General features: G+C 71.7%; 18 protein-coding genes. 13 read left to right on the top strand and 5 right to left on the bottom strand.

From position 1 onward, the window contains the following. Positions 1-19 precede the first annotated feature (19 nt). Entirely contained in the window at positions 20-1,120 is a 1,101-nt protein-coding gene (gene rlmN, locus ACFC1F_RS08960; protein WP_209411459.1) for a 23S rRNA (adenine(2503)-C(2))-methyltransferase RlmN, read from the top strand. A 27-nt stretch (positions 1,121-1,147) separates the two neighbouring features. Here the strand turns inward: rlmN and ACFC1F_RS08955 are convergent, their stop codons facing one another. The 4 genes from ACFC1F_RS08955 to ACFC1F_RS08940 all read right to left on the bottom strand — a co-directional run bounded on the left by ACFC1F_RS08955 (position 1,148) and on the right by ACFC1F_RS08940 (position 5,239). Beyond that, entirely contained in the window at positions 1,148-2,299 is a 1,152-nt protein-coding gene (locus tag ACFC1F_RS08955; protein WP_376156718.1) for a hypothetical protein, read from the bottom strand. A 27-nt stretch (positions 2,300-2,326) separates the two neighbouring features. Beyond that, positions 2,327-3,139 (bottom strand): ABC transporter ATP-binding protein, encoded by an 813-nt coding sequence (locus ACFC1F_RS08950; RefSeq protein ID WP_376156717.1) that lies wholly within the window; start codon positions 3,137-3,139, stop codon positions 2,327-2,329. A 235-nt stretch (positions 3,140-3,374) separates the two neighbouring features. Then, positions 3,375-4,769, bottom strand: a complete 1,395-nt coding sequence (locus tag ACFC1F_RS08945; protein ID WP_376156715.1) for an aspartate aminotransferase family protein — start codon at positions 4,767-4,769, stop codon at positions 3,375-3,377. Further along, positions 4,766-5,239: an Lrp/AsnC family transcriptional regulator gene (locus ACFC1F_RS08940; protein ID WP_030306695.1), complete on the bottom strand. Its 474-nt coding sequence runs from the start codon at positions 5,237-5,239 to the stop codon at positions 4,766-4,768. Before ACFC1F_RS08940 ends, ACFC1F_RS08945 begins: the two co-directional genes overlap by 4 nt. Positions 5,240-5,490: 251 nt before the next feature. Here ACFC1F_RS08940 and ACFC1F_RS08935 point away from each other — a divergent pair, with 251 nt between their 5' ends. The 3 genes from ACFC1F_RS08935 to ACFC1F_RS08925 all read left to right on the top strand — a co-directional run bounded on the left by ACFC1F_RS08935 (position 5,491) and on the right by ACFC1F_RS08925 (position 9,764). After that, positions 5,491-6,984 carry a gamma-aminobutyraldehyde dehydrogenase gene (locus ACFC1F_RS08935; RefSeq protein ID WP_148642757.1) on the top strand — a complete coding sequence of 498 codons (1,494 nt, stop codon included), beginning with the start codon at positions 5,491-5,493 and terminating at the stop codon, positions 6,982-6,984. A gap of 155 nt (positions 6,985-7,139) precedes the next feature. Then, positions 7,140-8,498 carry an aspartate aminotransferase family protein gene (locus ACFC1F_RS08930; RefSeq protein ID WP_376156714.1) on the top strand — a complete coding sequence of 453 codons (1,359 nt, stop codon included), beginning with the start codon at positions 7,140-7,142 and terminating at the stop codon, positions 8,496-8,498. Positions 8,499-8,564: 66 nt separating this feature from the next. Then, positions 8,565-9,764, top strand: a complete 1,200-nt coding sequence (locus tag ACFC1F_RS08925) for a spermidine/putrescine ABC transporter substrate-binding protein (protein WP_376156712.1) — start codon at positions 8,565-8,567, stop codon at positions 9,762-9,764. A gap of 3 nt (positions 9,765-9,767) precedes the next feature. On the opposite strand, the gene ACFC1F_RS08920 is transcribed toward ACFC1F_RS08925, so the two are convergent. Next, positions 9,768-11,420, bottom strand: coding sequence for a PucR family transcriptional regulator (locus tag ACFC1F_RS08920; RefSeq protein WP_209411470.1), 1,653 nt, complete (start codon positions 11,418-11,420; stop codon positions 9,768-9,770). Between the two features lie 445 nt (positions 11,421-11,865). Between ACFC1F_RS08920 and ACFC1F_RS08915 the strand changes: the two genes are divergently transcribed. The 9 genes from ACFC1F_RS08915 to ACFC1F_RS08875 all read left to right on the top strand — a co-directional run bounded on the left by ACFC1F_RS08915 (position 11,866) and on the right by ACFC1F_RS08875 (position 22,322). Next, on the top strand, positions 11,866-13,377 hold the full coding sequence (locus tag ACFC1F_RS08915) for a gamma-aminobutyraldehyde dehydrogenase (RefSeq protein WP_376156710.1): 1,512 nt from the start codon (positions 11,866-11,868) through the stop codon (positions 13,375-13,377). A 50-nt stretch (positions 13,378-13,427) separates the two neighbouring features. After that, positions 13,428-14,681, top strand: a complete 1,254-nt coding sequence (locus ACFC1F_RS08910) for a PotD/PotF family extracellular solute-binding protein (RefSeq protein ID WP_376156709.1) — start codon at positions 13,428-13,430, stop codon at positions 14,679-14,681. A gap of 37 nt (positions 14,682-14,718) precedes the next feature. Further along, positions 14,719-15,861 (top strand): ABC transporter ATP-binding protein, encoded by a 1,143-nt coding sequence (locus ACFC1F_RS08905; protein ID WP_209411476.1) that lies wholly within the window; start codon positions 14,719-14,721, stop codon positions 15,859-15,861. Then, the gene (locus tag ACFC1F_RS08900; RefSeq protein WP_376156708.1) at positions 15,858-16,802 is read left to right on the top strand and encodes an ABC transporter permease; all 945 of its coding nucleotides are present in this window, start codon (positions 15,858-15,860) and stop codon (positions 16,800-16,802) included. The genes ACFC1F_RS08905 and ACFC1F_RS08900 overlap by 4 nt, the downstream gene beginning before the upstream one ends. Continuing rightward, the gene (locus ACFC1F_RS08895; RefSeq protein WP_148642749.1) at positions 16,802-17,605 is read left to right on the top strand and encodes an ABC transporter permease; all 804 of its coding nucleotides are present in this window, start codon (positions 16,802-16,804) and stop codon (positions 17,603-17,605) included. Before ACFC1F_RS08900 ends, ACFC1F_RS08895 begins: the two co-directional genes overlap by 1 nt. 78 nt (positions 17,606-17,683) lie before the next feature. Then, positions 17,684-19,078: an FAD-binding oxidoreductase gene (locus ACFC1F_RS08890; RefSeq protein WP_209411480.1), complete on the top strand. Its 1,395-nt coding sequence runs from the start codon at positions 17,684-17,686 to the stop codon at positions 19,076-19,078. Positions 19,079-19,208: 130 nt separating this feature from the next. Further along, complete coding sequence (locus ACFC1F_RS08885) at positions 19,209-19,640, top strand: hypothetical protein (RefSeq protein ID WP_376156707.1); 432 nt, start codon at positions 19,209-19,211, stop codon at positions 19,638-19,640. Positions 19,641-19,807: 167 nt separating this feature from the next. After that, positions 19,808-20,590: a hypothetical protein gene (locus tag ACFC1F_RS08880; RefSeq protein WP_376156706.1), complete on the top strand. Its 783-nt coding sequence runs from the start codon at positions 19,808-19,810 to the stop codon at positions 20,588-20,590. 208 nt (positions 20,591-20,798) lie between these two features. Beyond that, positions 20,799-22,322 carry a CoA-acylating methylmalonate-semialdehyde dehydrogenase gene (locus tag ACFC1F_RS08875; protein WP_376156705.1) on the top strand — a complete coding sequence of 508 codons (1,524 nt, stop codon included), beginning with the start codon at positions 20,799-20,801 and terminating at the stop codon, positions 22,320-22,322. The last annotated feature ends 380 nt before the right edge of the window (positions 22,323-22,702 follow it).

Genomic DNA, 22,702 nt, shown 5'->3' with positions numbered 1-22,702 from the left:
CTGCGACACTGGAACAACCATGCCTAAGCCCGGAGAACTCACCTTTGTCGCGCCGCGCGGCGCCAAGCCCCCGCGACACCTCGCCGACCTGAGCCCCGCCGAGCGCAAGGAGGCCGTCGCCGAGCTGGGCGAGCAGCCGTTCCGCGCGAAGCAGCTCTCCAACCACTACTTCGGCCGGATGTCGAACGACCCGGAGGCCTGGACGGACATTCCCGCCGCCAGCCGGGGGAAGCTCACCGAGAGCCTGATGCCCGAGCTGATGTCGGTCGTCCGGCACGTCTCGTGCGACGACGACACCACCCGCAAGACGCTCTGGAAGCTGTTCGACGGCACGCTGGTCGAGTCGGTGCTGATGCGCTACCCCGACCGGGTCACGATGTGCATCAGCTCGCAGGCCGGCTGCGGCATGAACTGCCCGTTCTGTGCGACCGGCCAGGCCGGACTGACCCGCAACCTCTCCACCGCCGAGATCGTCGAGCAGATCGCCGCCGGCATGCGTGCGCTCAAGGCCGGCGAGATCCCGGGCGGCGAGGCGCGCCTGTCCAACGTGGTCTTCATGGGCATGGGCGAGCCGCTGGCCAACTACAACCGCGTGCTGGCCGCGATCCGCCGCCTCACCGACCCGGCGCCGGACGGCTTCGGCCTCTCCCAGCGCGGCATCACCGTCTCCACCGTCGGCCTCGTCCCGGCGATGAACCGGCTCGCCGACGAGGGCCTGTCCTGCCGGCTGGCGCTGTCGCTGCACGCCCCGGACGACGAGCTGCGCGACGAGCTGGTGCCGGTCAACACCCGCTGGAAGGTCGCCGAGGTGCTCGACGCGGCGTGGAACTACGCGGAGAAGTCCGGCCGCCGGATCTCCATCGAGTACGCGCTGATCAAGGACATCAACGACCAGGCGTGGCGGGCGGACCTGCTGGGCCGGCTGATCAAGAACCACCGGGTGCACGTCAACCTGATCCCGCTGAACCCGACCCCGGGGTCCAAGTGGACGGCCTCCCGGCCCGAGGACGAGCGCGAGTTCGTCCGACGGCTCCAGGCCCACGGCGTGCCCACCACGGTCCGGGACACCCGCGGCCAGGAGATCGACGGCGCCTGCGGCCAGCTCGCCGCGGCGGGCTGAGGCAGCCGCCCCGCCCCCCGGGGCGGCTCAGCGGAGCCCGGCGGCCGCCAGGGCGGCGGTCAGCCCGCCGGTGACCAGGAGGACGGTGCCGACCGCCAGCGTCCGCAGCGCCACCGCCCCGGCCAGCAGCCGGGGCGAGGCGCCGAGCCGCAGCAGCGCGTCGGCGACGTCCCGGCGGGCGCTGCGCAGCTCGGCCAGCCGGGCCGCGACGGCGGCCGCGGTGCAGCCCAGCACCAGGCAGGCCTCCATCGCGGGCAGGGCGTCGGCGCTGTCCGGCGTTCCGATCCAGTAGCGGACGGTGGTGAGCACCAGCGCGAGCGCCAGGGTGAGCACGGCCAGCGGGGGCCCGAGCCGGCGGGCCTGCGCGGTCAGGCCCCGCCCGGCCAGCAGCCGCAGCGGGGTGGGCCGGCCGAGGGCGAGCAGCCGGCCGGTCCAGGAGAGCAGCGGGCCGGTCAGCAGAGCGAGGCCGAGGGCGCCGGCGGCCCAGCCGCCGAGGGCGGCGGCGCTGGTGTTGCCGAGCCCGGCCGGCAGGTGGATCGGGCGGCCGTCGGCGGGGGCACCGGGCCGCAGGGCGATCAGTTCCAGGGCGAGTCCGATCACCGCCAGGCCGACCGGCAGTGCGATCCGCAGCGGGCCGAAGCCGGTCCGGACCGGCCGCGGGCGGCCGGGCAGGGTCTCGGCGAGCGGTACGGCGCCTGCCGCGGAGATCCCGGCGGTGAGCGGTACGAGGGCGAGCAGGGTGACCGGCGCGGCGGCCGGCAGTTCGACGCCCATCCCGAGGTCGGCGGCGAGCGAGGGTCCGGCGATGTCGTTGCGCAGGACGAGGAAGAGCAGCAGGGTCAGCACGGCGCCGAGCGTGCAGGCGAGCGCGACCTCGCCGGCGATCAGGGCCCGGATCCGGGCCGAGCCGGCTCCGGCGGCGGTGAGGCCGGTGATCCTCTCGGGCCGTTGCGCGGGGACCGCGCGGGCGGCGACGGCGGCGAACCAGGCGACGGCGGCCAGCGGTGGCAGGCACCAGAGCAGCCGGGCGACGGTGTCCGCGCCGCCCGGCGGGTCGCTCATCGCCCGGCCGAGGGCCCGCAGCAGGAAGGCGGCGACGACCGCGCCGGCCACGGCGGTGAGCAGCCAGCGGCCGAGGTCGAGCACCCGGTAGCCCCGGGCCAGACGGAGATAGAACACGTCGACTCTTTCAGCGGCGGGGCCGCGTCAGCGGCGGGTGGCCGACACGGCGGACGCCCCGGTGGCTCCCGGCGTCCCGGTGGCTCCCGGCCCGGCGGTGGCCGCGGCCGTCCCGGTGTGCCCGGCGGCCGGCGCGGTGGTGCGCGGGACGGGCGCGACGGGGGCGGCGAGGCGTCCGTCGACGAGGGCGACGGTGCGGTCCGCGAACCGGACGAGTTCGGGGTCGTGGGTGGCCAGGACGAGGGTGAGCTGGTGGGAGCGGGCCGCGCTGGTCAGTATCCGCAGGACCTGGTCGGCGGCCTCGCGGTGGAGCGGGGCGGTGGGGTCGTCGGCGAAGACGACCGGCGGCAGCGGGGCGAGCGCGCGGGCGACGGCGATCCGCTGGCGCTGGCTCTGGATCAGCCGGTCGGGCCGCAGCCGGGAGGCGGCCCCGATGTCGAGCCGTTGCAGCCACTCGTCGGCGGCGGTGTACGCGGCCTTGTTGCCGGCGCCGGCCAGCAGCAGTGGCAGGGCGACGTTCTCCCGGGCCGTCAGCTCGGGGACCAGGTGCGGTTCGGAGCCGACGAAGCCGAAGCGGTCGCGGCGCAGCCGTTCACGGCCGGCCCGGCCGAGGGTGTGGACGGGGGCGCTGTTGAACCAGACCTCGCCCTCGTCGACCGGGAGGAGGGCCGAGAGGCAGCCGAGCAGGGTGCTCTTGCCCGAGCCTCGTGGGCCGGTGACGGCGAGCACCTCGCCCTCCCGGACGCCGAGCGAGATACCGCGCAGGGCGGGGGTGCCGTGATGGGACTTGACGATCCCCCGGGCCCACAGCACGTCGTTGTCAGGCGGGGCCGCTGACATGAGGTTCCATCCTGGGTGGCCGCAGGGATATGACAGTCGTCAGATTAGAACGATCGGGCCCCGGCGCGGTTGCGGCGCACTGGTCCATCAAGGGCAAATCACCCGTAATCAGGCGTGTTTGATTGGTCTCCGCTACGGATTCCGGGTGGCGGACGGGGCGGGAAGCACCGAAGGGCGGCCCCGCCGGGAAGCAGGGCCGCCCTTCGGCGGAGGGTGAGGAAGAAGGATCAGGTCGTCAGATCTTCGCCCACGCGTCGGTGAGGCTGGTCCGCAGGATCTGCTCGATCTCGTCGAAGGTCGACTGGTCGGAGATCAGCGGCGGGGCCAGCTGGACGACCGGGTCGCCACGGTCGTCGGCGCGGCAGTACAGGCCGTTGTCGAAGAGCGCCTTCGACAGGAAGCCGTAGAGCACGCGCTCCACCTCGTCGTCGTTGAACGACTCCTTGGTGACCTTGTCCTTCACGAGCTCGATGCCGTAGAAGTACCCGTTGCCGCGGACGTCGCCGACGATCGGCAGGTCGCGCAGCTTGTTCAGGGTGCCGAGGAAGGCGGCCTCGTTGTCGAGGACGTGCTGGTTCAGGCCCTCGCGCTCGAAGATGTCGAGGTTGGCCAGCGCCACCGCGGAGGAGACCGGGTGGCCACCGAAGGTGTAGCCGTGCAGGAAGGTGTTGTCACCCTTGTAGAACGGCTCGGCGATGCGGTCCGAGATGATCGTGGCGCCGATCGGGGAGTAGCCCGAGGTCATGCCCTTGGCGCAGGTGATCATGTCGGGCTGGTAGCCGAACTTGTCGGCGCCGAACATGGTGCCCAGGCGGCCGAAGGCGCAGATGACCTCGTCCGAGACCAGCAGCACGTCGTGGCGGTCGCAGATCTCGCGCAGGCGCTGGAAGTACCCGGGCGGCGGCGGGAAGCAGCCACCGGCGTTCTGCACCGGCTCGACGAAGACGGCGGCGACGGTCTCGGCGCCCTCGTTGAGGATGGCCACCTCGATCTCGTCGGCGCACCAGCGGCCGTAGGCCTCGGGGTCGACCGTGCCGTCGGGGCCGGCCAGGAACGCCGGGGCGCGGTAGATGTTGGTGTTCGGGGCCTTGTGGGTGCCCGGCACCAGCGGCTCGAACGGGGCCTTCAGGCCCGGCAGGCCGGTGATCGACAGGGCGCCCTGGGGGGTGCCGTGGTAGGCGACGGCGCGCGAGATGACCTTGTACTTGGTCGGCTTGCCGGTCAGCTTGAAGTACTGCTTGGCGAGCTTCCAGGCGGTCTCGACGGCCTCGCCGCCACCGGTGGAGAAGAAGACCTTGTTCAGGTCGCCCGGGGCGTAGTTGGCCAGGCGCTCGGCCAGCTCGACGGCCTTCGGGTGGGCGTAGCTCCACACCGGGAAGAAGGCGAGCTTCTTGGCCTGCTTGGCGGCGGCCTCGGCGAGCTCCTCGCGGCCGTGACCGGCCTGGACGACGAACAGGCCGGCGAGGCCGTCGAGGTACTTGCGCCCCTTGTCGTCCCAGACGTAGGTGCCTTCGCCCTTGACGATCGTCGGCACGGGGGAGTTCTCGTACGACGACATGCGGGTGAAGTGCATCCACAGGTGGTCGTAGGCGGTCTTGGAAAGGTCCTTCTGCGCCGGGTCGGCTGTCATCGGGTGCCCCAGGTGTAGGTCTGTTTCCGGAGCTTCAGGTAAACGAAGCTCTCGGTGCTCCGCACGCCGGGAAGCGCGCGGATGCGCTTGTTGATCATTTCGAGCAGGTGCTCGTCGTCCTCGCAGACCAGTTCGGCCAGGAGGTCGAACGAGCCTGCGGTGCAGACGACGTAGTCGACCTCGTCGAGGGCGGCCAGCGCGTCGGCGACGGGCTCGATGTCGCCCTCGACCCGGATTCCGACCATCGCCTGGCGGGTGAAGCCGACGGTGAGCGGGTCCGTGACGGCGACGATCTGCATCACGCCCTGGTCGAGCAGCTTCTGGACGCGCTGCCGTACGGCTGCCTCGGACAGGCCCACGGCCTTGCCGATGGCGGCGTACGGGCGGCGCCCGTCCTCCTGGAGCTGCTCGATGATCGCCTTGGAGGCGGCGTCGAGGGGAACGCTGGCGTTCCGGTCGCGGTTGGCCACGCCGCAACTGTGCCTGATCGTTTCTGCGTTCGCAAGCGAGGATGCTGCTGATTTCGTCGCGATCTTGGAGAACGCATACGGATTTCATCGTGAGATCGGAGTTGGTCTGTCGATAACCGCAGCCGTGCGGCTAACCTGGCCTGGTACGCGCGCGGCTCCGCAGCGCAGCGCGCGTTCGCCCAACCAGTGGACCGCGCCGCCACCGGCCCGGCCACTCGGCACCCTTCGTCCGTCGGACCCGCCGACGTACCATGGCGCCGGAATCTGCAACGCCGCAGGCCCAGACCGAGGAGAGACCCGTGAGCGACCTTCGCACGCTGCGCAACTACATCAACGGTGAGTTCGTCGATGCGGCGGACGGCCGCACGCTCGACATCGTGGACCCCACCACCGGCGAGGTCTACGCGACGTCCCCGCTGTCCGGCGCCTCCGACGTCGACGCCGCCATGGCCTCCGCCGCCGCGGCCTTCCCGGTCTGGCGCGACGCCACCCCGAGCACCCGGCAGAAGCTGCTCCTCAAGATCGCGGACGCGGTCGAGGCGCGCGCCGACGAGATCGTCGACGTCGAGGTGCGCAACACCGGCAAGCCCCGCGCGCTGACCCTCTCCGAGGAGATCGGCCCGATGGTGGACCAGATCCGCTTCTTCGCCGGCGCCGCCCGCCTGCTGGAGGGCAAGGCCGCCGGTGAGTACATGGACGGGATGACCTCGATCATCCGCCGCGAGCCGGTCGGCGTCTGCGCCCAGGTCGCGCCGTGGAACTACCCGATGATGATGGCCGTCTGGAAGTTCGCCCCGGCCATCGCCGCCGGCAACACCGTGGTGCTCAAGCCCTCCGACACCACCCCGGCCTCCACCGTGCTGCTCGCCGAGATCATCGGCGGCGTGCTCAAGGACCTGGACCTGCCGGCCGGCGTCTTCAACGTGATCTGCGGTGACCGCGAGACCGGCAAGGCCATGGTCGAGCACCCCACCCCGGCGATGGCCTCCATCACCGGCTCGGTGCGGGCCGGCATCTCGGTCGCCGAGTCCGCCTCCAAGGACGTCAAGCGCGTCCACCTGGAGCTGGGCGGCAAGGCCCCGGTCGTGGTCTTCGAGGACGCCGACATCGCCGAGGCCGTCGAGGGCATCTCGGTGGCCGGCTTCTTCAACGCGGGCCAGGACTGTACGGCCGCCACCCGCGTGCTGGTGCACGAGTCGATCCACGACGCCTTCGTCGAGGCGCTGGCCAAGGCCGCGGCCGAGACCAAGACCGGTGGCGTGGACGACGAGGACGTGCTCTACGGCCCGCTGAACAACGCCAACCAGCTGCAGCAGGTCGTCGGCTTCATCGAGCGCCTGCCCGAGCACGCCAAGGTCGAGGCCGGTGGCCACCGGGTCGGCGACAAGGGCTACTTCTACGCCCCGACCGTCGTCTCCGGCCTGAACCAGGACGACGAGATCATCCAGAACGAGGTCTTCGGCCCGGTCATCACCGTGCAGAAGTTCTCCGACGAGGACCAGGCCGTCGGCTACGCCAACGGTGTGGAGTACGCGCTGGCCTCCTCGGTGTGGACCAAGGACCACGCCCGCGCCATGCGGATGTCGCGCCGGCTGGACTTCGGCTGCGTCTGGATCAACACCCACATCCCGCTGGTCGCCGAGATGCCGCACGGTGGCTTCAAGAAGTCCGGCTACGGCAAGGACCTCTCCTCCTACGGCTTCGAGGACTACACCCGCGTGAAGCACGTCATGACCGCGATCTGACATCGCGGTCTGAAGCACGGATGATCGTGTGATCTGACAACGGGCCCGGGTCGTTTCGACCCGGGCCCTGTGCCTTGTCACCCTGTCGGCCGATCACGTGACCGCCTGACAAGATGAACCTGCACTTCACGGGCGGGACTCCCTAGCCTTGCCGCATGAGCATCCCCACCGCTGACTCAGCCGCCGGCCAGGCCGTCAAGGCCGCCGACCGCGCGCACGTCTTCCACTCGTGGTCCGCCCAGGCGCTGATCGACCCCCTCGCGGTGGCCGGCGCAGAGGGCTCCTACTTCTGGGACTACGAGGGCAACCGCTACCTGGACTTCTCCTCGCAGCTCGTGAACACCAACATCGGGCACCAGCACCCGAAGGTGGTCGCGGCGATCCAGGAGCAGGCCGCGAAGCTCTGCACGATCGCGCCCGGCTTCGCCGTCGAGTCCCGCAGCGAGGCGGCCCGGCTGATCGCCGAGCGCACCCCCGGCGACCTGGACAAGATCTTCTTCACCAACGGCGGGGCCGAGGCCGTCGAGAACGCGATCCGGCTGGCCCGGCTGCACACCGGCCGGCAGAAGGTCATGTCGGCCTACCGCTCCTACCACGGCGCCACCGCCAACGCGATCGCCCTCACCGGCGACCCGCGCCGCTGGGCCAGCGAGACCGGGGTCTCCGGCGTGGTCCACTTCTGGGGCCCGTACGCCTACCGCTCCCACTTCCACGCCGAGAACGAGGCGCAGGAGTGCGAGCGCGCGCTGAAGCACCTGGAGGAGGTGATCGCCTTCGAGGGTCCGGGCACCGTCGCGGCGATCATCCTGGAGACCGTGGTCGGCACCGCCGGCATCCTGATCCCGCCGCAGGGCTACCTGGCCGGGGTGCGCGAGATCTGCGACCGGTACGGGATCGTCTTCATCCTGGACGAGGTGATGGCCGGGTTCGGCCGCACCGGCGCCTGGTTCGCCGCCGACCACTGGGGCGTCACGCCGGACCTGATGACCTTCGCCAAGGGCGTCAACTCGGGCTACGTCCCGCTGGGCGGTGTGGCGATCAGCGCCGAGATCGCCGCCACCTTCGCCGAGCGGCCGTTCCCCGGCGGGCTCACCTACTCCGGCCACCCGCTGGCCTGCGCCTCGGCCGTCGCCACCATCAACGTGATGGAGGAGGAGGGCATCGTCGAGAACGCGAAGCACATCGGCGAGAACGTGCTCGGCCCCGGCCTGCGCGAGCTGGCCGAGCGCCACCCCTCGATCGGCGAGGTGCGCGGCCTCGGCGTGTTCTGGGCGCTGGACCTGGTCAAGGACCGCACCACCCGCGAGCCGCTGGTGCCGTACAACGCGGCCGGCGCCGCCAACGCGCCGATGGCCGAGCTGGCCGCCGCCTGCAAGCAGCGCGGGCTCTGGCCGTTCGTCAACATGAACCGGTTCCACGTCGTCCCGGCGTGCACGGTCACCGAGGAGGAGGCCAAGGCCGGGCTCGCGGTGCTCGACGAGGTGCTGTCGCTCACCGACGCACACACTGTCTGACGTACCGACGGAAGGCCCCGGGTCGCCCGTGCGCCCGGGGCCGTCCCATGCTCCGGAGGCCCCACCATGTCCAGCACCACCCTCACCCGCCGCCCGGCCGGCCGGCGCCGGCCGACCCGCCGCAGCGTGCTCGGCACCGCCGGGCTGCTCGGCCTCGGAAGCCTGACCGGCTGCGGCATCCCGTCCGCGTACGTCGCCGAGGACCGGCGCTCGGCCCCGGACCGCTCCGAGCGCGAGCAGCGGCTGGCCTTCTCCAACTGGACGCAGTACATCGACACCGACGACGAGGGCGGGCGTCCGACCCTCGACGCGTTCACCGAGCGGACCGGGATCCAGGTCACCTACACCGAGGACATCAACGACAACGACGAGTTCTTCGGCAAGATCGGCCCGGTGCTCACCCAGGGCACCGACCCCGGCCGCGACCTCATGGTGGTCAGCGACTGGATGGCCGGGCGGTACGTCTCGCTCGGCTGGGTGCAGACCATGGACCGGGCCAACCTGCCCAACGTCACCGCCCAGCTGGACCCGCAGCTGGCCGACCCGGCGTTCGACCCCGGGCGGCGGCGCAGCGTGCCGTGGCAGTCCGGGATCACCGGCATCGCCTACAACCGCAAGGAGCTCGGCCGGGAGATCCGGTCCACCGCCGACCTCTGGGCGCCCGACCTCAAGGGCCGGGTCACCCTGTTCGCCGGGCTGGACGAGGCGCTCGGCCTGCTGATGCTGGCGCACGGCGCCGACCTCGCGGCCTTCACCGAGGACGACGCGCACCGGGCGATGGACCTGGTGCAGAGGATGGTCGACGCCCGGCACGTCCGCCGGTTCACCGGCAACGACTACACCAGCGACCTGGCCTCCGGCGCCGCGCTGGCCTGCCAGGCGTACTCCGGCGACGCCGTCCAGCTCACCGCCGAGAACCCGGACATCGCGTTCGTGGTGCCGGAGGAGGGCGGGGAGCTCTGGGCGGAGAGCCTGCTCATCCCGAACCGGGCGGGGCACAAGCGCAACGCCGAGCTGCTGATCGACCACTACTACCAGCCCGAGGTGGCCGCCGAACTGGCCGCCGCCGTGCAGTACATCTGCCCGGTGCCGGCCGCCCGCGAGGTGCTGGCGGCCAGCGGGGACAAGGAGAAGGCCGAGCTGGCGGAGCACCCGCTGGTCTTCCCGACCGAGGAGATGCGGGCCCGGCTGCACACCATGCGCGACGTCACCTCGGCCGAGCGGCCGGGCCTGCACAAGGTGTGGGGCCGCATCACCGGGGTCTGACGGCTACCTGCGCACGGCGTCCAGCGCGAGCAGCGCCACGTGCAGGGAGAGACAGGACTCCACCTGGTCGAGGTCGACGCCGAGGATCCGCTCGACCTTGTGCAGCCGGTCGTAGAAGGACGGCCGGGACAGGTGCGCGGCGTCGGCCGCCGCGGACTTGTTCCGGCCCTGCTCCAGGTAGATCCGCAGCATCTGCACCAGCTGGGCGTTGTGCTCGGCGTCGTAGGCGAGCAGCGGGCCCAGCTCGCGCTCCACGTAGGTCTGCAGCCGGGCGTCGTCGCGCAGCAGGTGCAGCAGGCCGCGCAGCCGGACGTCGGGCAGCCGGTAGTAGGCGGCGGCCCGCCCGCCGGGTGCGTCGTGCAGGGCGGCGTCGGCGACCTGGGTGGCCTCCAGCAGGGTGCGCCGGGCGTCGCGGACCGAGCCGACCGAGGAGCCGACCGCGACCACCGGGGCCGGCACCGGGGCGGTGTCCCGGTGCGCCTCCGCGGTCAGCCGGCGCAGCGCCGCCGCGAAGGCGTCCAGCGCGGCGTGCTCGTCCTGCTGGGTGCCGAGCGCGATCAGCACGCCCACGCCCTCGTCGTCCAGCGCGCCGACCAGGGCGGAGAGCCGGCAGACGCGGACGGCGCTCGCCGCCAGTTCGGTGAAGTCGCGCAGGCGGGCCTGGGCCTCCAGGGCGGCCGGGATCGGCCCGCGGCGCTGGCGCAGCACCACGCCGACCAGCCGCCGGCCCTCCAGCGGCACGCCGAGCGCCTGGGCGCGCAGGGCCACCTCGGAGACGGTCAGCGCGTGGGTGAGGATGCCGGAGAGCAGGGTGCGGTGGGTCTGCCGCTCCAGGCTCTCCCGGTCGCGGACCACCAGCCGGTTGAGCGCCAGCGCGGAGGCGCCGCGTTCCAGCAGCATGGTGTGCGGGTGCGTGCCGCCCTCCGGCAGCGGCCCCGGGTCCTGGACCAGGACGAGCCGGCCCCAGTCCTGGCCGCGGGCGCCGACGGTGGTCACCAGCCAGCCGCTGCGCGGGTCGTGGCCGGTCCGCCCGGCCGGGCGGACCCCGCGGGATCGGCGCTCCCAGTCCTCCAGCAGCTCGGTCTCGGGCCGTCCGGCGGTGTCGTGCGCCAGGACCTGGTGGGCGAGGTTCTCCAGGACGACGGGCCCGCCCGCCATCCGGGCCACCTGGCGGACCACCTCGGCCGGTTCGGCCCCCTCCACCACCAGCTCGTTGAAGACCTGGTGGACCGCCTCCGACGTGCGCAGCTGCTCCAGCTGGGCGTTGACCACCAAGGCGTGCACGGCCTCGGTGACGGCGACGAAGCGCAGCTCCCGGCGGAGCGCGATCAGCGGCAGTCCGCGCTGCTCGGCGGCGTGCACCAGGGCGCGCGGCAGCGAGTCGAAGTAGCGCCGGCCGAACTCGATGACCAGCCCGGCCACCCCGACCTCGTCCAGCTCGCGCACGTAGCGGGCCAGGCCCTCGCGGTCCTCGGGCAGCGCGATGCCGGTGGTCAGCACCAGCTCGCCGCCCTGCAGGACGCCGGCGACGTCGGGCAGTTCGCTGACGTGGACCCAGCGGACCGGGCGCTCCAGGTGGGCGGCGCCGGCGACGACCTGGGGGAGGCCGCGCCGCATCACCTCCAGGTCGAGCACGCGGGCGACGGTGGGGAGCATCGCGGGGCCTCCAGGGTTCAGAGTGTCAGGTAAATCATCCATCGCGGCGACGACCTGTTGCCCTCCCCGAACCCTTCCACCCTGTAAGGCCCTTTGCGCTGAGGTTGTCGGAGTGACCCTTGTCACGCGCGGGCGCCAACGGGCATGGTCAGCGGGTCGGCTGTGGCGGAAAACGAACATCCCGGCGGAATCCGTTGCGTAACCGGAAAGCAACAGTGGAATCCCTTGTCGGGGTAACGCGGGGCTGTCAGGATCGCGCATCCCGGTGATCAACCGGACCGGATTCCCCCCGTACCGCAGACGCGGCGACTCGACCAGTCGTACCGACGCCGGTACGGGCCCTGCGCCCGCCGGCACGGGCAGCATGACGGGGACCAGCCGATCGGCAGACCGTACGGCGTTCGAACCGCGGGCCGCCGAACCACCGGGCACTTGGAGGAACCAGATGGACCTGACCGACTTCGGCGCGGGCGCGCAGTACATCGCGGGCCGGCAGAGCCGGGGGAGCGGCGAGCCCTTCCAGGTCGTCAACCCCGCCGACGGCAGCGTGGTCGAGCAGATCTCCCTGGCCTCCACCGGGCAGGTCGACGCCGCGGTGGCGGCCGCCCGGGCGGCGCTGCCCGAGTGGGCCGGCGCCACCCCGGGCGCCCGCTCCGAGGCGCTGACCCGGCTGGCCGCCGTCCTCACCGACGCCGCCGCCGACCTCGCCGCGGTGGAGACCGCGCAGACCGGCAAGCCGGTCAAGCTGGCCACCGAGTTCGACGTCCCCGGGACCATCGACAACACGGCGTTCTTCGCCGGGGCCGCCCGCAACCTGGAGGGCAAGGCGGCCGGCGAGTACTCCGGCGACCACACCTCGTACGTGCGGCGCGAGCCGGTCGGCGTGGTCGGCTCGATCTCGCCGTGGAACTACCCGCTGCAGATGGCCGCCTGGAAGATCCTCCCGGCGATCGCGGCGGGCAACACCATCGTCCTCAAGCCGGCCGAACTGACCCCGCTGACCTCGCTGATGTTCGCCAGGGCCTGCACGGTGGCCGGCATCCCGGACGGCGTGGTCAACGTCGTCACCGGTGCCGGGCGCACCGCGGGCGAGCACCTGGTCTCCCACCCGGACGTCGCGATGGTGTCCTTCACCGGCTCCACCCCCGTCGGCAGGCGCGTCGCCGAACTCGCCACCGCGAGCGTCAAGCGCACCCACCTGGAGCTCGGCGGCAAGGCCCCGTTCGTGGTCTTCGACGACGCGGACCTGGAGGCCGCCGTGCACGGAGCGGTCGCCGCCTCGCTGATCAACGGCGGACAGGACTGCACCGCCGCCACCCGGGCCTACGTGCAGCGGCCGCTCTACGACGCCTTCGTGGCCGGCGTCGCCGAGCTGTACGGCGCGGTCCGGCTCGGCGACCCGCTGAACCCGCAGACCGACCTGGGCCCGCTGGTCTCCCACACCCACCGCGACCGGGTGGCCGGCTTCGTCGAGCGCGCCCGCTCCTACGCGACCGTCGTCACCGGCGGCCGCTCCCCCGAGAAGGGCCACGACGGCAGCGACCTCACCCGCGGCGCCTACTACGCCCCCACCCTGGTCACCGGCGCCGCCCAGGACAGCGAGATCGTCCAGGGCGAGATCTTCGGCCCCGTCCTGGTCGTGCTGCCCTTCGACGGCGACGACGAGGGCCTGCGGCTGGCCAACGACACCCCGTACGGCCTGGCCGCCTCGGCCTGGACGAGCAACGTCCACCGCTCGCTGCGGGCCACCCGGGAGATCGCGGCCGGCTGCGTCTGGGTCAACGACCACATCCCGATCATCAGCGAGATGCCGCACGGCGGCTACAAGTCCTCCGGCTACGGCAAGGACATGTCGCAGTACTCGCTGGACGAGTACACCCAGGTCAAGCACGTCATGTTCGACACCACCGCGGTCGCCCGCAAGGACTGGCACCGCACCGTCTTCGGAGACAGATAACCGGCCCGGGTGGCCCCCCTCACCCCCTCTCTCCCCAGGAGGTCCGTTCCATGGCGTTCAACGAGCTCACCGACGGCCTGTCGGAACCGGTCCGCAAGGCCTGGGAACGCAGCCTGACCGGCGGCCGGGCCGCCCTCAGCCGCCGTACCCTGCTGCGCGCCGCCGCCCTCACCGCCGGTGCGGGAAGCCTGGCCGCCTGCGGCATCCCGGCCGCCGGGACCGCCGGCACCGGCGACTCCACGGCGAACGCCGCCAAGGACCTCTCGGACAGCGAGAAGGAGGTGAACTTCTCCAACTGGCCGCTCTACGTCGACACCGACGAGAAGGACAAGGAGAAGCACGGCACGCTGGAGGCCTTCACCGCCGCCTCCGGGATCAAGGTCAAGTACACCGAGGACGTCAACGACAACGTCGAGTTCTTCGGCAAGGTCAAGCCGCAGCTCGCCGCCGGCCAGGACACCGGCCGCGACCTGGTGGTGCTCACCGACTGGATGGCCGCCCGGCTGATCCGCCTCGGCTGGGCGCAGAAGCTCAACCCGGCCAACGTCACCACCGCCATCACCAACGTCGAGTCGCGCTTCCGCGCCCCCGACTGGGACCCGGGCCGGCTCTACAGCTACCCGTGGGCCGGCATCCAGACGGTGGTCGCCTACAACAAGAAGGCCACCAAGGGGAAGGAGGTCACCAGCATCGCGCAGCTGCTGGACGACCCGGACCTCAAGGGACGGGTCACCTTCCTCTCCGAGATGCGCGACAGCATCGGGATGACCCTGCTCGACATGGGCAAGAACCCGGCGAAGTTCACCGCCGACGACTACGACGCGGCGATCGCCCGCCTCCAGAAGGCGGTGGACAGCAAGCAGATCCGCCGCTTCACCGGCAACGACTACGGCCAGGAGCTCTCCTCCGGCGACATCGCGGCCTGCGTCGCCTGGGGCGGCGACCTCATCCAACTGCGCGCCGACAACCCGGACATCGAGTTCGTCATACCCGAGAAGGGCTTCGTCACGTCGACGGACAACATGCTGGTCCCGGCCAAGGCGCAACACAAGACCAACGCCGAGAAGCTGATCGACTTCTACTATCAGCCGGAGATCGCGGCGCAGCTGGTCGCGGGCATCGGCTTCGTCTCCGCCGTCACCGGGATGAAGGAGGAGCTGGCCACCCTCGCCCCGGACAGCGCGGCCAACCCGCTGGTCGTCCCCACCCCCGAGATGGCGGCCAAGGCGCACGTCTTCCGGACCCTCACCGAGACCGAGGAGAGCGGCTTCGAGGAGAAGTTCTCCAAGCTCATCGGCGCCTGACCCCCACTGACGGCAGAGAACCAGAGAGACACCACCCATGACAGAGCAGCAGCGCTCCGCGGCCACCGGCGGCGACGTCCGCCTCACCGGCATCGGCAAGACCTACGGCTCCTTCACCGCGGTCCAGCCGCTCGACCTGACCGTCCCGCAGGGCTCCTTCTTCGCCCTGCTCGGCGCCTCCGGCTGCGGCAAGACCACCACCCTGCGCATGATCGCCGGACTGGAGGAGCCCACCAGCGGCACCGTCCTGATCGGCGGCCAGGACGTGACCGCCCTGCCCCCGTACAAGCGGCCGGTGAACACCGTCTTCCAGAGCTACGCGCTCTTCCCGCACCTCGACATCTTCGAGAACGTCGCCTTCGGCCTGCGCCGGCGCGGCAAGAAGGACGTCAAGAAGCAGGTCGACGAGATGCTGGAGCTGGTCGAGCTCGGCCAGTACGCCCGGCGCAAGCCGCACCAGCTCTCCGGCGGCCAGCAGCAGCGCGTCGCCGTCGCCCGGGCACTGATCAACCACCCGCAGGTGCTGCTCCTCGACGAGCCGCTCGGCGCCCTCGACCTCAAGCTCCGCCGCCAGATGCAGCTGGAGCTCAAGCGGATCCAGACCGAGGTCGGCATCACCTTCGTCCACGTCACCCACGACCAGGAGGAGGCCATGACCATGGCCGACACCATCGCGGTGATGAACGGCGGCCGGGTCGAACAGCTCGGCGCGCCCGCCGACCTCTACGAGAACCCCGCCACCACCTTCGTGGCCAACTTCCTCGGCCAGTCCAACCTGCTGCCCGCCGAGGTCACCGGCGGCGAGGGCGACGACCTGCTGCTCACCTGCGGCGGCATCCGGCTCGCCGTCCCGAAGGCCCGCTGCGCCACCGACACGAAGAAGGTCCACCTCGGGGTCCGCCCGGAGAAGATCACCATCGAGCACGTCTCCGCCGAGGTCGCCGAGGGCCGCAACCGGCTGACCGGCACCGTGGCCGACTCCAGCTTCATCGGCGTCTCCACCCAGTACCTGGTGCGCACCGACGGGGGCCAGGAGGTCACCGTCTTCGAGCAGAACATGGAGCGCGACGCCCGGATCGTCCCCGGCGCACCGGTCGTCCTGCACTGGAACCCGGCGCACTCCTTCGCCCTGGACGCCGCCCAGGCGATCGACGCGGGCACCGGGGAGGAGGCGGCATGACCACCACCACCCCGGCGGCACCGCCGCAGGCCATACCCCCCGACGGCAGCCCCCTGCCCGACGCCGCCCCCAGGCCGAAGCGCAAGCTCACCCCGTACTGGCTGCTGCTGCCCGGCATCGCCTGGCTGGTCGTCTTCTTCGCCGTGCCGATGGTCTACCAGGGCTCCACCTCGCTGCAGACCGGCTCGCTGGAGGAGGGCTTCCGCGTCACCTGGCACTTCGCCACCTACTGGGACGCCCTGGTCGAGTACCGCTGGCACTTCGTCCGCTCGTTCGGATACGCCGCCACCGCGACCGTGATGTGCCTGGCCATCGGCTACCCGCTCGCGTACACGATCGCCTTCAAGGCGAGCAAGCGCTGGCGCAACGTCATCCTGATCCTGGTGATCGCGCCCTTCTTCACCAGCTTCCTGATCCGCACGCTGGCCTGGAAGACGATCCTCTCGGACGGCGGCCCCGTGGTCGGCGCGCTCAACGCGCTGCACGTCCTGGACCTCACCAGCGCGATCGGCCTCACCTCCGGCGACCGGGTGCTCGCCACGCCGCTCGCCGTGGTCTGCGGCCTCACCTACAACTTCCTGCCGTTCATGATCCTGCCGCTGTACACCTCGCTGGAGCGGATCGACCCGCGCCTGCACGAGGCGGCCGGCGACCTCTACGCCCGCCCGTTCACCACCTTCCGCAAGGTGACCTTCCCGATCTCGCTGCCGGGTGTCGTCGCGGGCACGCTGCTCACCTTCATCCCGGCGTCCGGCGACTACATCAACGCCCAGCTGCTGGGCTCGCCGAGCGAGCAGATGGTCGGCAACGGCATCCAGAAGCAGTTCCTGAACGTGCTCGACTACCCCACGGCGGCCGCGCTGAGCTTCATCCTGATGGCCCTGATCCTGGGCATGGTGACGGTCTACATGCGCAAGGCCGGGACGGAGGAACTGGTCTGATGTCCCGAGTGTTCACATGGATCCGCGCCCACCTGGTGGTGCTCGCGGGCCTGCTCGCCCTGGCCTACCTGGTGCTGCCCAACCTGGTGGTGCTCGCCTTCTCGTTCAACAAGCCGGTCGGCAAGTTCAACTACGAGTGGTCCGAGTTCTCCACCGACGCCTGGACCAACCCCTGCGGCGTCGCCGACATGTGCCAGTCGCTCTCGCTGAGCCTCCAGGTCGCGGTGCTCGCCACCATCGGCGCCACCGTCCTCGGCACCATGGTCGCCTTCGCGCTGGCCCGCTACCGCTTCCGCGGCCGCTCGGCCACCACCGCGATGATCTTCCTGCCGATGGCCATGCCCGAGGTGGTGATGGCCGCCTCGCTGGGCACGCTCTTCCTCAACATGCGCATCCCGTTCGGCTTCACGACCATCCTGATCGCGCACATCATGTTCTGCCTGAGCTTCGTCGTGACGGCGGTCAAGGCACGCGTGATGAGCATGGACCCGAGGCTCGAACAGGCCGCCCAGGACCTCTACGCCACGCCCGTCCAGACCTTCCTCCGGGTCACCCTGCCGCTCGCCGCCCCCGGCATCGCCGCCGGCGCGCTGCTCAGCTTCGCGCTCTCCTTCGACGACTTCATCATCACCCAGTTCAACTCGGGGCCGACCACGGTCACCTTCCCGATGTTCGTCTGGGGCGCCTCGCAGCGCGGCATCCCGGTGCAGGTGAACGTCATCGGCACCGCGATGTTCGTCGCCGCCGTCGCGCTCACCGTCGCCGGCCAGTGGCTCGGCAACCGCCGGAAGGCCACGGCCTGACCGCCCGGGCCGCCTGCCGGCATACCGTCGGCAGGGGCCCGCAACCATCATCAATGTGCAGAAAGTGGCTGATAATGCATGGACTCCGCCCGCGCACTCAGTGACGCCAGGCCCACCCCCTTCTGGCTGGAGGACCCGGGCAGGCCGGAGGCACTGCCCGCCCTCGTCGGCGACGTCCACTGCGACCTGCTGGTCGTCGGCGGCGGCTACTCCGGCCTCTGGACCGCGCTGATCGCCAAGGAGCGCGACCCCTCGCTGGACGTCGTCCTGGTCGAGGGCAAGGAAGCGGGGTGGGCCGCGTCCGGGCGCAACGGCGGATTCTGCGCGGCCAGCCTGACCCACGGCTTCGGCAACGGCCTGCAGCGGTGGCCCGCCGAACTCGGGCAGCTGGAACGCCTCGGTGCCGCCAACCTGGACGGCATCGAGGACACCCTCAAGCGCTACGGCATCGACGCCGAGTGGGAGCGCACCGGCGAGATCGACATCGCCACCCAGCCCCACCAGCTCGAAGAGCTGCACGAGGTCGCCGAGGCCGTCGCCGAGTACGGCCTCGACGTCACCGTGCTCGACCGCGACGAGCTGCGCGCCCAGGTCGACTCGCCGACCTTCCTCGGCGGGATCTGGGACAAGGAGGGCGTGGCGATGGTCCACCCCGCCAAGCTGGCCTGGGGCCTCAAGGCCGCCTGCGAGGCCCAGGGCGTGCGGATCTTCGAGCACACCCGGGCCACCGACCTGAGCGAGCACGGCAGCGGCATGGCCGTCCGCACCCCGTACGGGCGGGTCTTCGCCCGCCGGGTCGCGCTCGGCACCAACGTCTTCCCGTCGTTGGTCAAGCGGGTCCGCCCGTTCGTCGTCCCGGTCTACGACTACGCGCTGATGACCGAGCCGCTCAGCGCGGAGCAGCTCGCCGCCATCGGCTGGCAGGGCCGCCAGGGGCTCAGCGACAGCGCCAACAAGTTCCACTACTTCCGGCTCTCCGCCGACAACCGCATCCTCTGGGGCGGCTACGACGCGGTCTACCACTACGGCGGGCACGTCCGGAACGAGTACGACCAGCGGCCGGAGACGTTCCGCACCCTGGCGCACAACTTCTTCCGCTGCTTCCCGCAGCTGGAGGGGCTGCGCTTCACCCACGCCTGGGGCGGCGCGATCGACACCTGCACCCGGTTCAGCGCCTTCTTCGACACCGCCTACCGCGGCCGGGTCGCCTACGCGGCCGGCTACACCGGGCTCGGCGTCGGCGCCACCCGGTTCGGCGCCGAGGTGATGCTCGACCTGCTGGACGGCGCCCGGACCGAGCGCACCTCACTGGAGATGGTGCGCAGCAAGCCGCTGCCGTTCCCGCCCGAGCCGGTCCGGTGGGCCGGCATCGAGATCACCACCCGCTCGCTCCAGCGGGCCGACCGCACCGGCGGCCGGCGCAACCTCTGGCTGCGCACCCTCGACCGGATGGGGCTGGGCTTCGACAGCTGAGCCCGTTCGGATCACGTGATCCGGTACCGGTGTAAGAGAGACCCGCCGTCCGCCTCTCGTTGGTGACGGCGGGTCTCGGGTTTCCCGTCGCGCCACGACCGGCGACAACGCCGAGAGACGGGGACGGGACATGGAGAGCACCGGACTGCACTGGCTCGCCGAGGCGGCACCGGATCCGGAGTCCTGCCGGGAGCAGTGGGAACGCACCGGGCCGGGTCTGATGCTGCTGCCCGCCGGCCGGCGCTGGGACGTCCTGTCGGTGCCGGGCCGGCTCGGCCGTCCCGTCCTCGACATCCTGGACGCCCGTTCCTGCGGGCCGGTCCTCACCGACTTCGGCGGGGAGAGCGTCGGCTTCCTCATCCCGGTCGGGACGGCCGCCCGCTGGGTCGGCACCGGGGTGAGAACCGCGGGCGACGGCACCTGGATCGTCGTCCCGCACCCCGGACGGCGCAGCCGGGGCGTGCGCTGGCTCGTGCCGCCCGACGGCTCCGGTCGGCTCAACGACCCGGTCCTGCTGGAGCTCGCCCTGCACGAGGCCGCCGCCCGGCTGACCGACCGGTGACTCCGCCCCCCCGGTCCAGGCGGCCGGCTCCGGGAAGGCCCGCACCGGTCGGTCCGGGGCTTGTCGGGTCGGGTGGGGCCGGGGCCGCTCGGGCCGGGGCTTGTCGGGACGGGTGGGGCCGGCGGCGCGTGGGCGCGCAGGACGGGCGCCCGGGTCAGACTGGAAGCGTGACCACCGCCCCGGATGCCCTCGACGCGTCCCTCCGCCCGGGGCCGGCCCAGCAGCGGCTCGCCGAGCTGGCCCGGCCCGTCTGCGACCGGCTCGGGCTCGCCCTCGCCGGAGGGCACGCGCTGCGCGCGCACGGGGTGCCGGCCTGTCCGCAGGACGGGCTCACCCTGGTGACCAGCGGCGGCACCGACCTGCCGCAGGCCGCCGCCGAGCTGGCCGCCGCCTACCGGGCGGCCGGCGGCGGGGTGGCCGAACGCCCGGGCACGCCGCGCCTGGAGCAGCTCGCCGTCCGGCTGGCCCTCGGCGGGCGGACGCACACGGTGGAGCTGCGCAAGGAGCCGCTGGGCCACCGCCCGGTCCGCCTGGACCTCGGCGAACCGGAGGCGCCGCTGCCGATGACCGCCGTCGCCCTGGAGGACGCGGCCGCGCTGGCCACCATGCTGCTCGCCGACCGCGGCCTTCCCCGCGACCTGGTCGACGTCCACGTGCTGACCGCCTGGTACCGGGAGGGCGAGCTGCTCGCGATGGCGGGTGCGCTGGACACCGACTTCCAGCCCACCGTTCTCGCCGACCGGCTGGAGACACTGGCCGAGGCGGCCGACGGACGGTTCCGGGCCAGGGGAGTCGCGGGGGGCGAGGTCGACGGGCTGAAGCGGTGGGCACTGGCCTGGGCACAGGACCTCCGGCTGGACCTGCTGGAGACCCGGGAGGCCCCGGACGGGCTCCATGACCCGTACCTGGAGGACGTCGAGGAGGAGTCCCCGGAACCCGAAGAAGGCTGATCCTCGCCCGTTCGGCCCAGCTGGCCTACGACCTGTAAGGCTGAATCCCCGATGCCCGTCAGCCTGTTCGTTGAGGCCGGGCACGGCGGCCACCAGACTGGGTGGTGAGCGCGGTAGCCCCGTGATCCCGTCGCCCGGCCCACTCGCGGGCGGCGCCACACCAGGGACTACGGCAGGACGCCGCCCGGGACTTCGGAGGCAGAGGGACTTGAGCAAGCACATCATCCACTGGATCGGCGGCGAGCCGGTCGCCACCGCCGGCACCGCTCCCCGTCGCGGTGACATCTTCGACCCGGCCACCGGCCAGGTCGCGGGCCACGTCGACTTCGCGGAGATCGCCGAGGTCGACCAGGCCGTGGCCGCCGCGGCGTCGGCCTTCGCAGAGTGGCGCAACGCCTCGGTGGCCAAGCGCAGCACGGTCCTCTTCAGCTTCCGCGAGCTGCTCAACGCCCGCCGGGACGAGCTGGCCGCGATCATCGTCTCCGAGCACGGCAAGGTGCACTCCGACGCGCTCGGTGAGATCGCCCGCGGCCTGGAGGTCGTCGAGTACGCCTGCGGCATCCCGCAGCTCATCAAGGGCGGCTTCACCGAGCAGGCCTCGACCGGCGTCGACGTCTACTCGATCCGCCAGCCGCTCGGCCCGGTCGCGATCATCTCGCCGTTCAACTTCCCGGCCATGGTGCCGATGTGGTTCTTCCCGATCGCCATCGCGGCCGGGAACACCGTCGTGGTGAAGCCCTCCGAGAAGGACCCGTCGGCGGCCAACTTCCTCGCCGAGCTGTGGAAGGAGGCCGGGCTGCCGGACGGCGTCTTCAACGTCGTGCACGGTGACAAGGTCGCCGTCGACCGTCTGCTGGAGCACCCCGACATCAAGTCGGTCAGCTTCGTCGGCTCCACCCCGATCGCCCGTTACGTCTACGAGACCGGTACCCGCTACGGCAAGCGCGTGCAGGCGCTCGGCGGCGCCAAGAACCACATGCTGGTGCTGCCCGACGCCGACCTCGACCTCAGCGCCGACGCCGCCATCAACGCCGGCTTCGGCGCGGCCGGCGAGCGTTGCATGGCGGTCTCGGTGCTGGTCGCCGTCGACCCGATCGGCGACGAGCTGGTCGAGAAGATCAAGCAGCGGATGGCCAAGCTGAAGGTCGGCCCCGGCTGCAACGGCGACTCCGAGATGGGCCCGCTGGTCACCGGACAGCACCGGGACAAGGTCACCTCCTACGTGGAGTCCGGTGTCGCGGACGGTGCGGAGCTCTCCGTCGACGGCCGCAAGCACGCGATCACCGCCGAGGACAAGAACGGCGCCCCGACGGCGGACGGCTTCTGGCTCGGCCCCACGCTGTTCGACCACGTGAAGCCCGGCATGTCCGTCTACAACGACGAGATCTTCGGCCCGGTGCTCTCCGTCGTGCGCGTCGCCTCGTACGAGGAGGGCGTCGCCCTCATCAACGCCAACCCGTACGGCAACGGCACCGCCATCTTCACCAACGACGGCGGCGCGGCCCGGCGCTTCCAGTACGAGGTGGAGGTCGGCATGGTCGGGATCAACGTGCCGATCCCGGTGCCGGTCGCCTACTACTCCTTCGGCGGTTGGAAGGCCTCCCTGTTCGGCGACACCCACGCGTACGGCCCGGACGGCGTGCAGTTCTTCACTCGGGGCAAGGCCGTCACCCAGCGCTGGCTCGACCCCTCGCACGGCGGCATCAACCTCGGCTTCCCCACCAACAGCTGAACCCCGCCCCACCCGCCCGCCGGCCGGACCCCTCTCCCCGGGGTCCGGCCGGCGGCCTTTCGCACGTCGCCGGTGAGTCCGCGGGTGCGTGCCGCGCGCCGGAGGGACCGTTTGCGTCGGCTCGTTGGTTGGCGTAGTGTTCCCTAGTCGCTCGGCAGGGAGCACCGGACACGCATCGGCGCGGACGGTCCCGTAGCGGCCAATCCCTAGAAACATCACTTCCCGGTTCGGGCTGGGTCGTGCTTTGCCTTTTTCGGCGGTGCGGCTCGGGTCTTATTCGGCGTATCCGTTTATATGGATTGCGGCCGGATTCGCTTCTCGGAGCGGGGATGGGCTAGAGTTTGAAACGTCGGACGGGGCGTCAAGCCGCAGAAGACACC

This window comes from Kitasatospora sp. NPDC056181 (genome assembly GCF_042266225.1).
Taxonomy (GTDB): domain Bacteria; phylum Actinomycetota; class Actinomycetes; order Streptomycetales; family Streptomycetaceae; genus Kitasatospora.
This window is presented reverse-complemented; position numbering and strand designations above follow the sequence as displayed.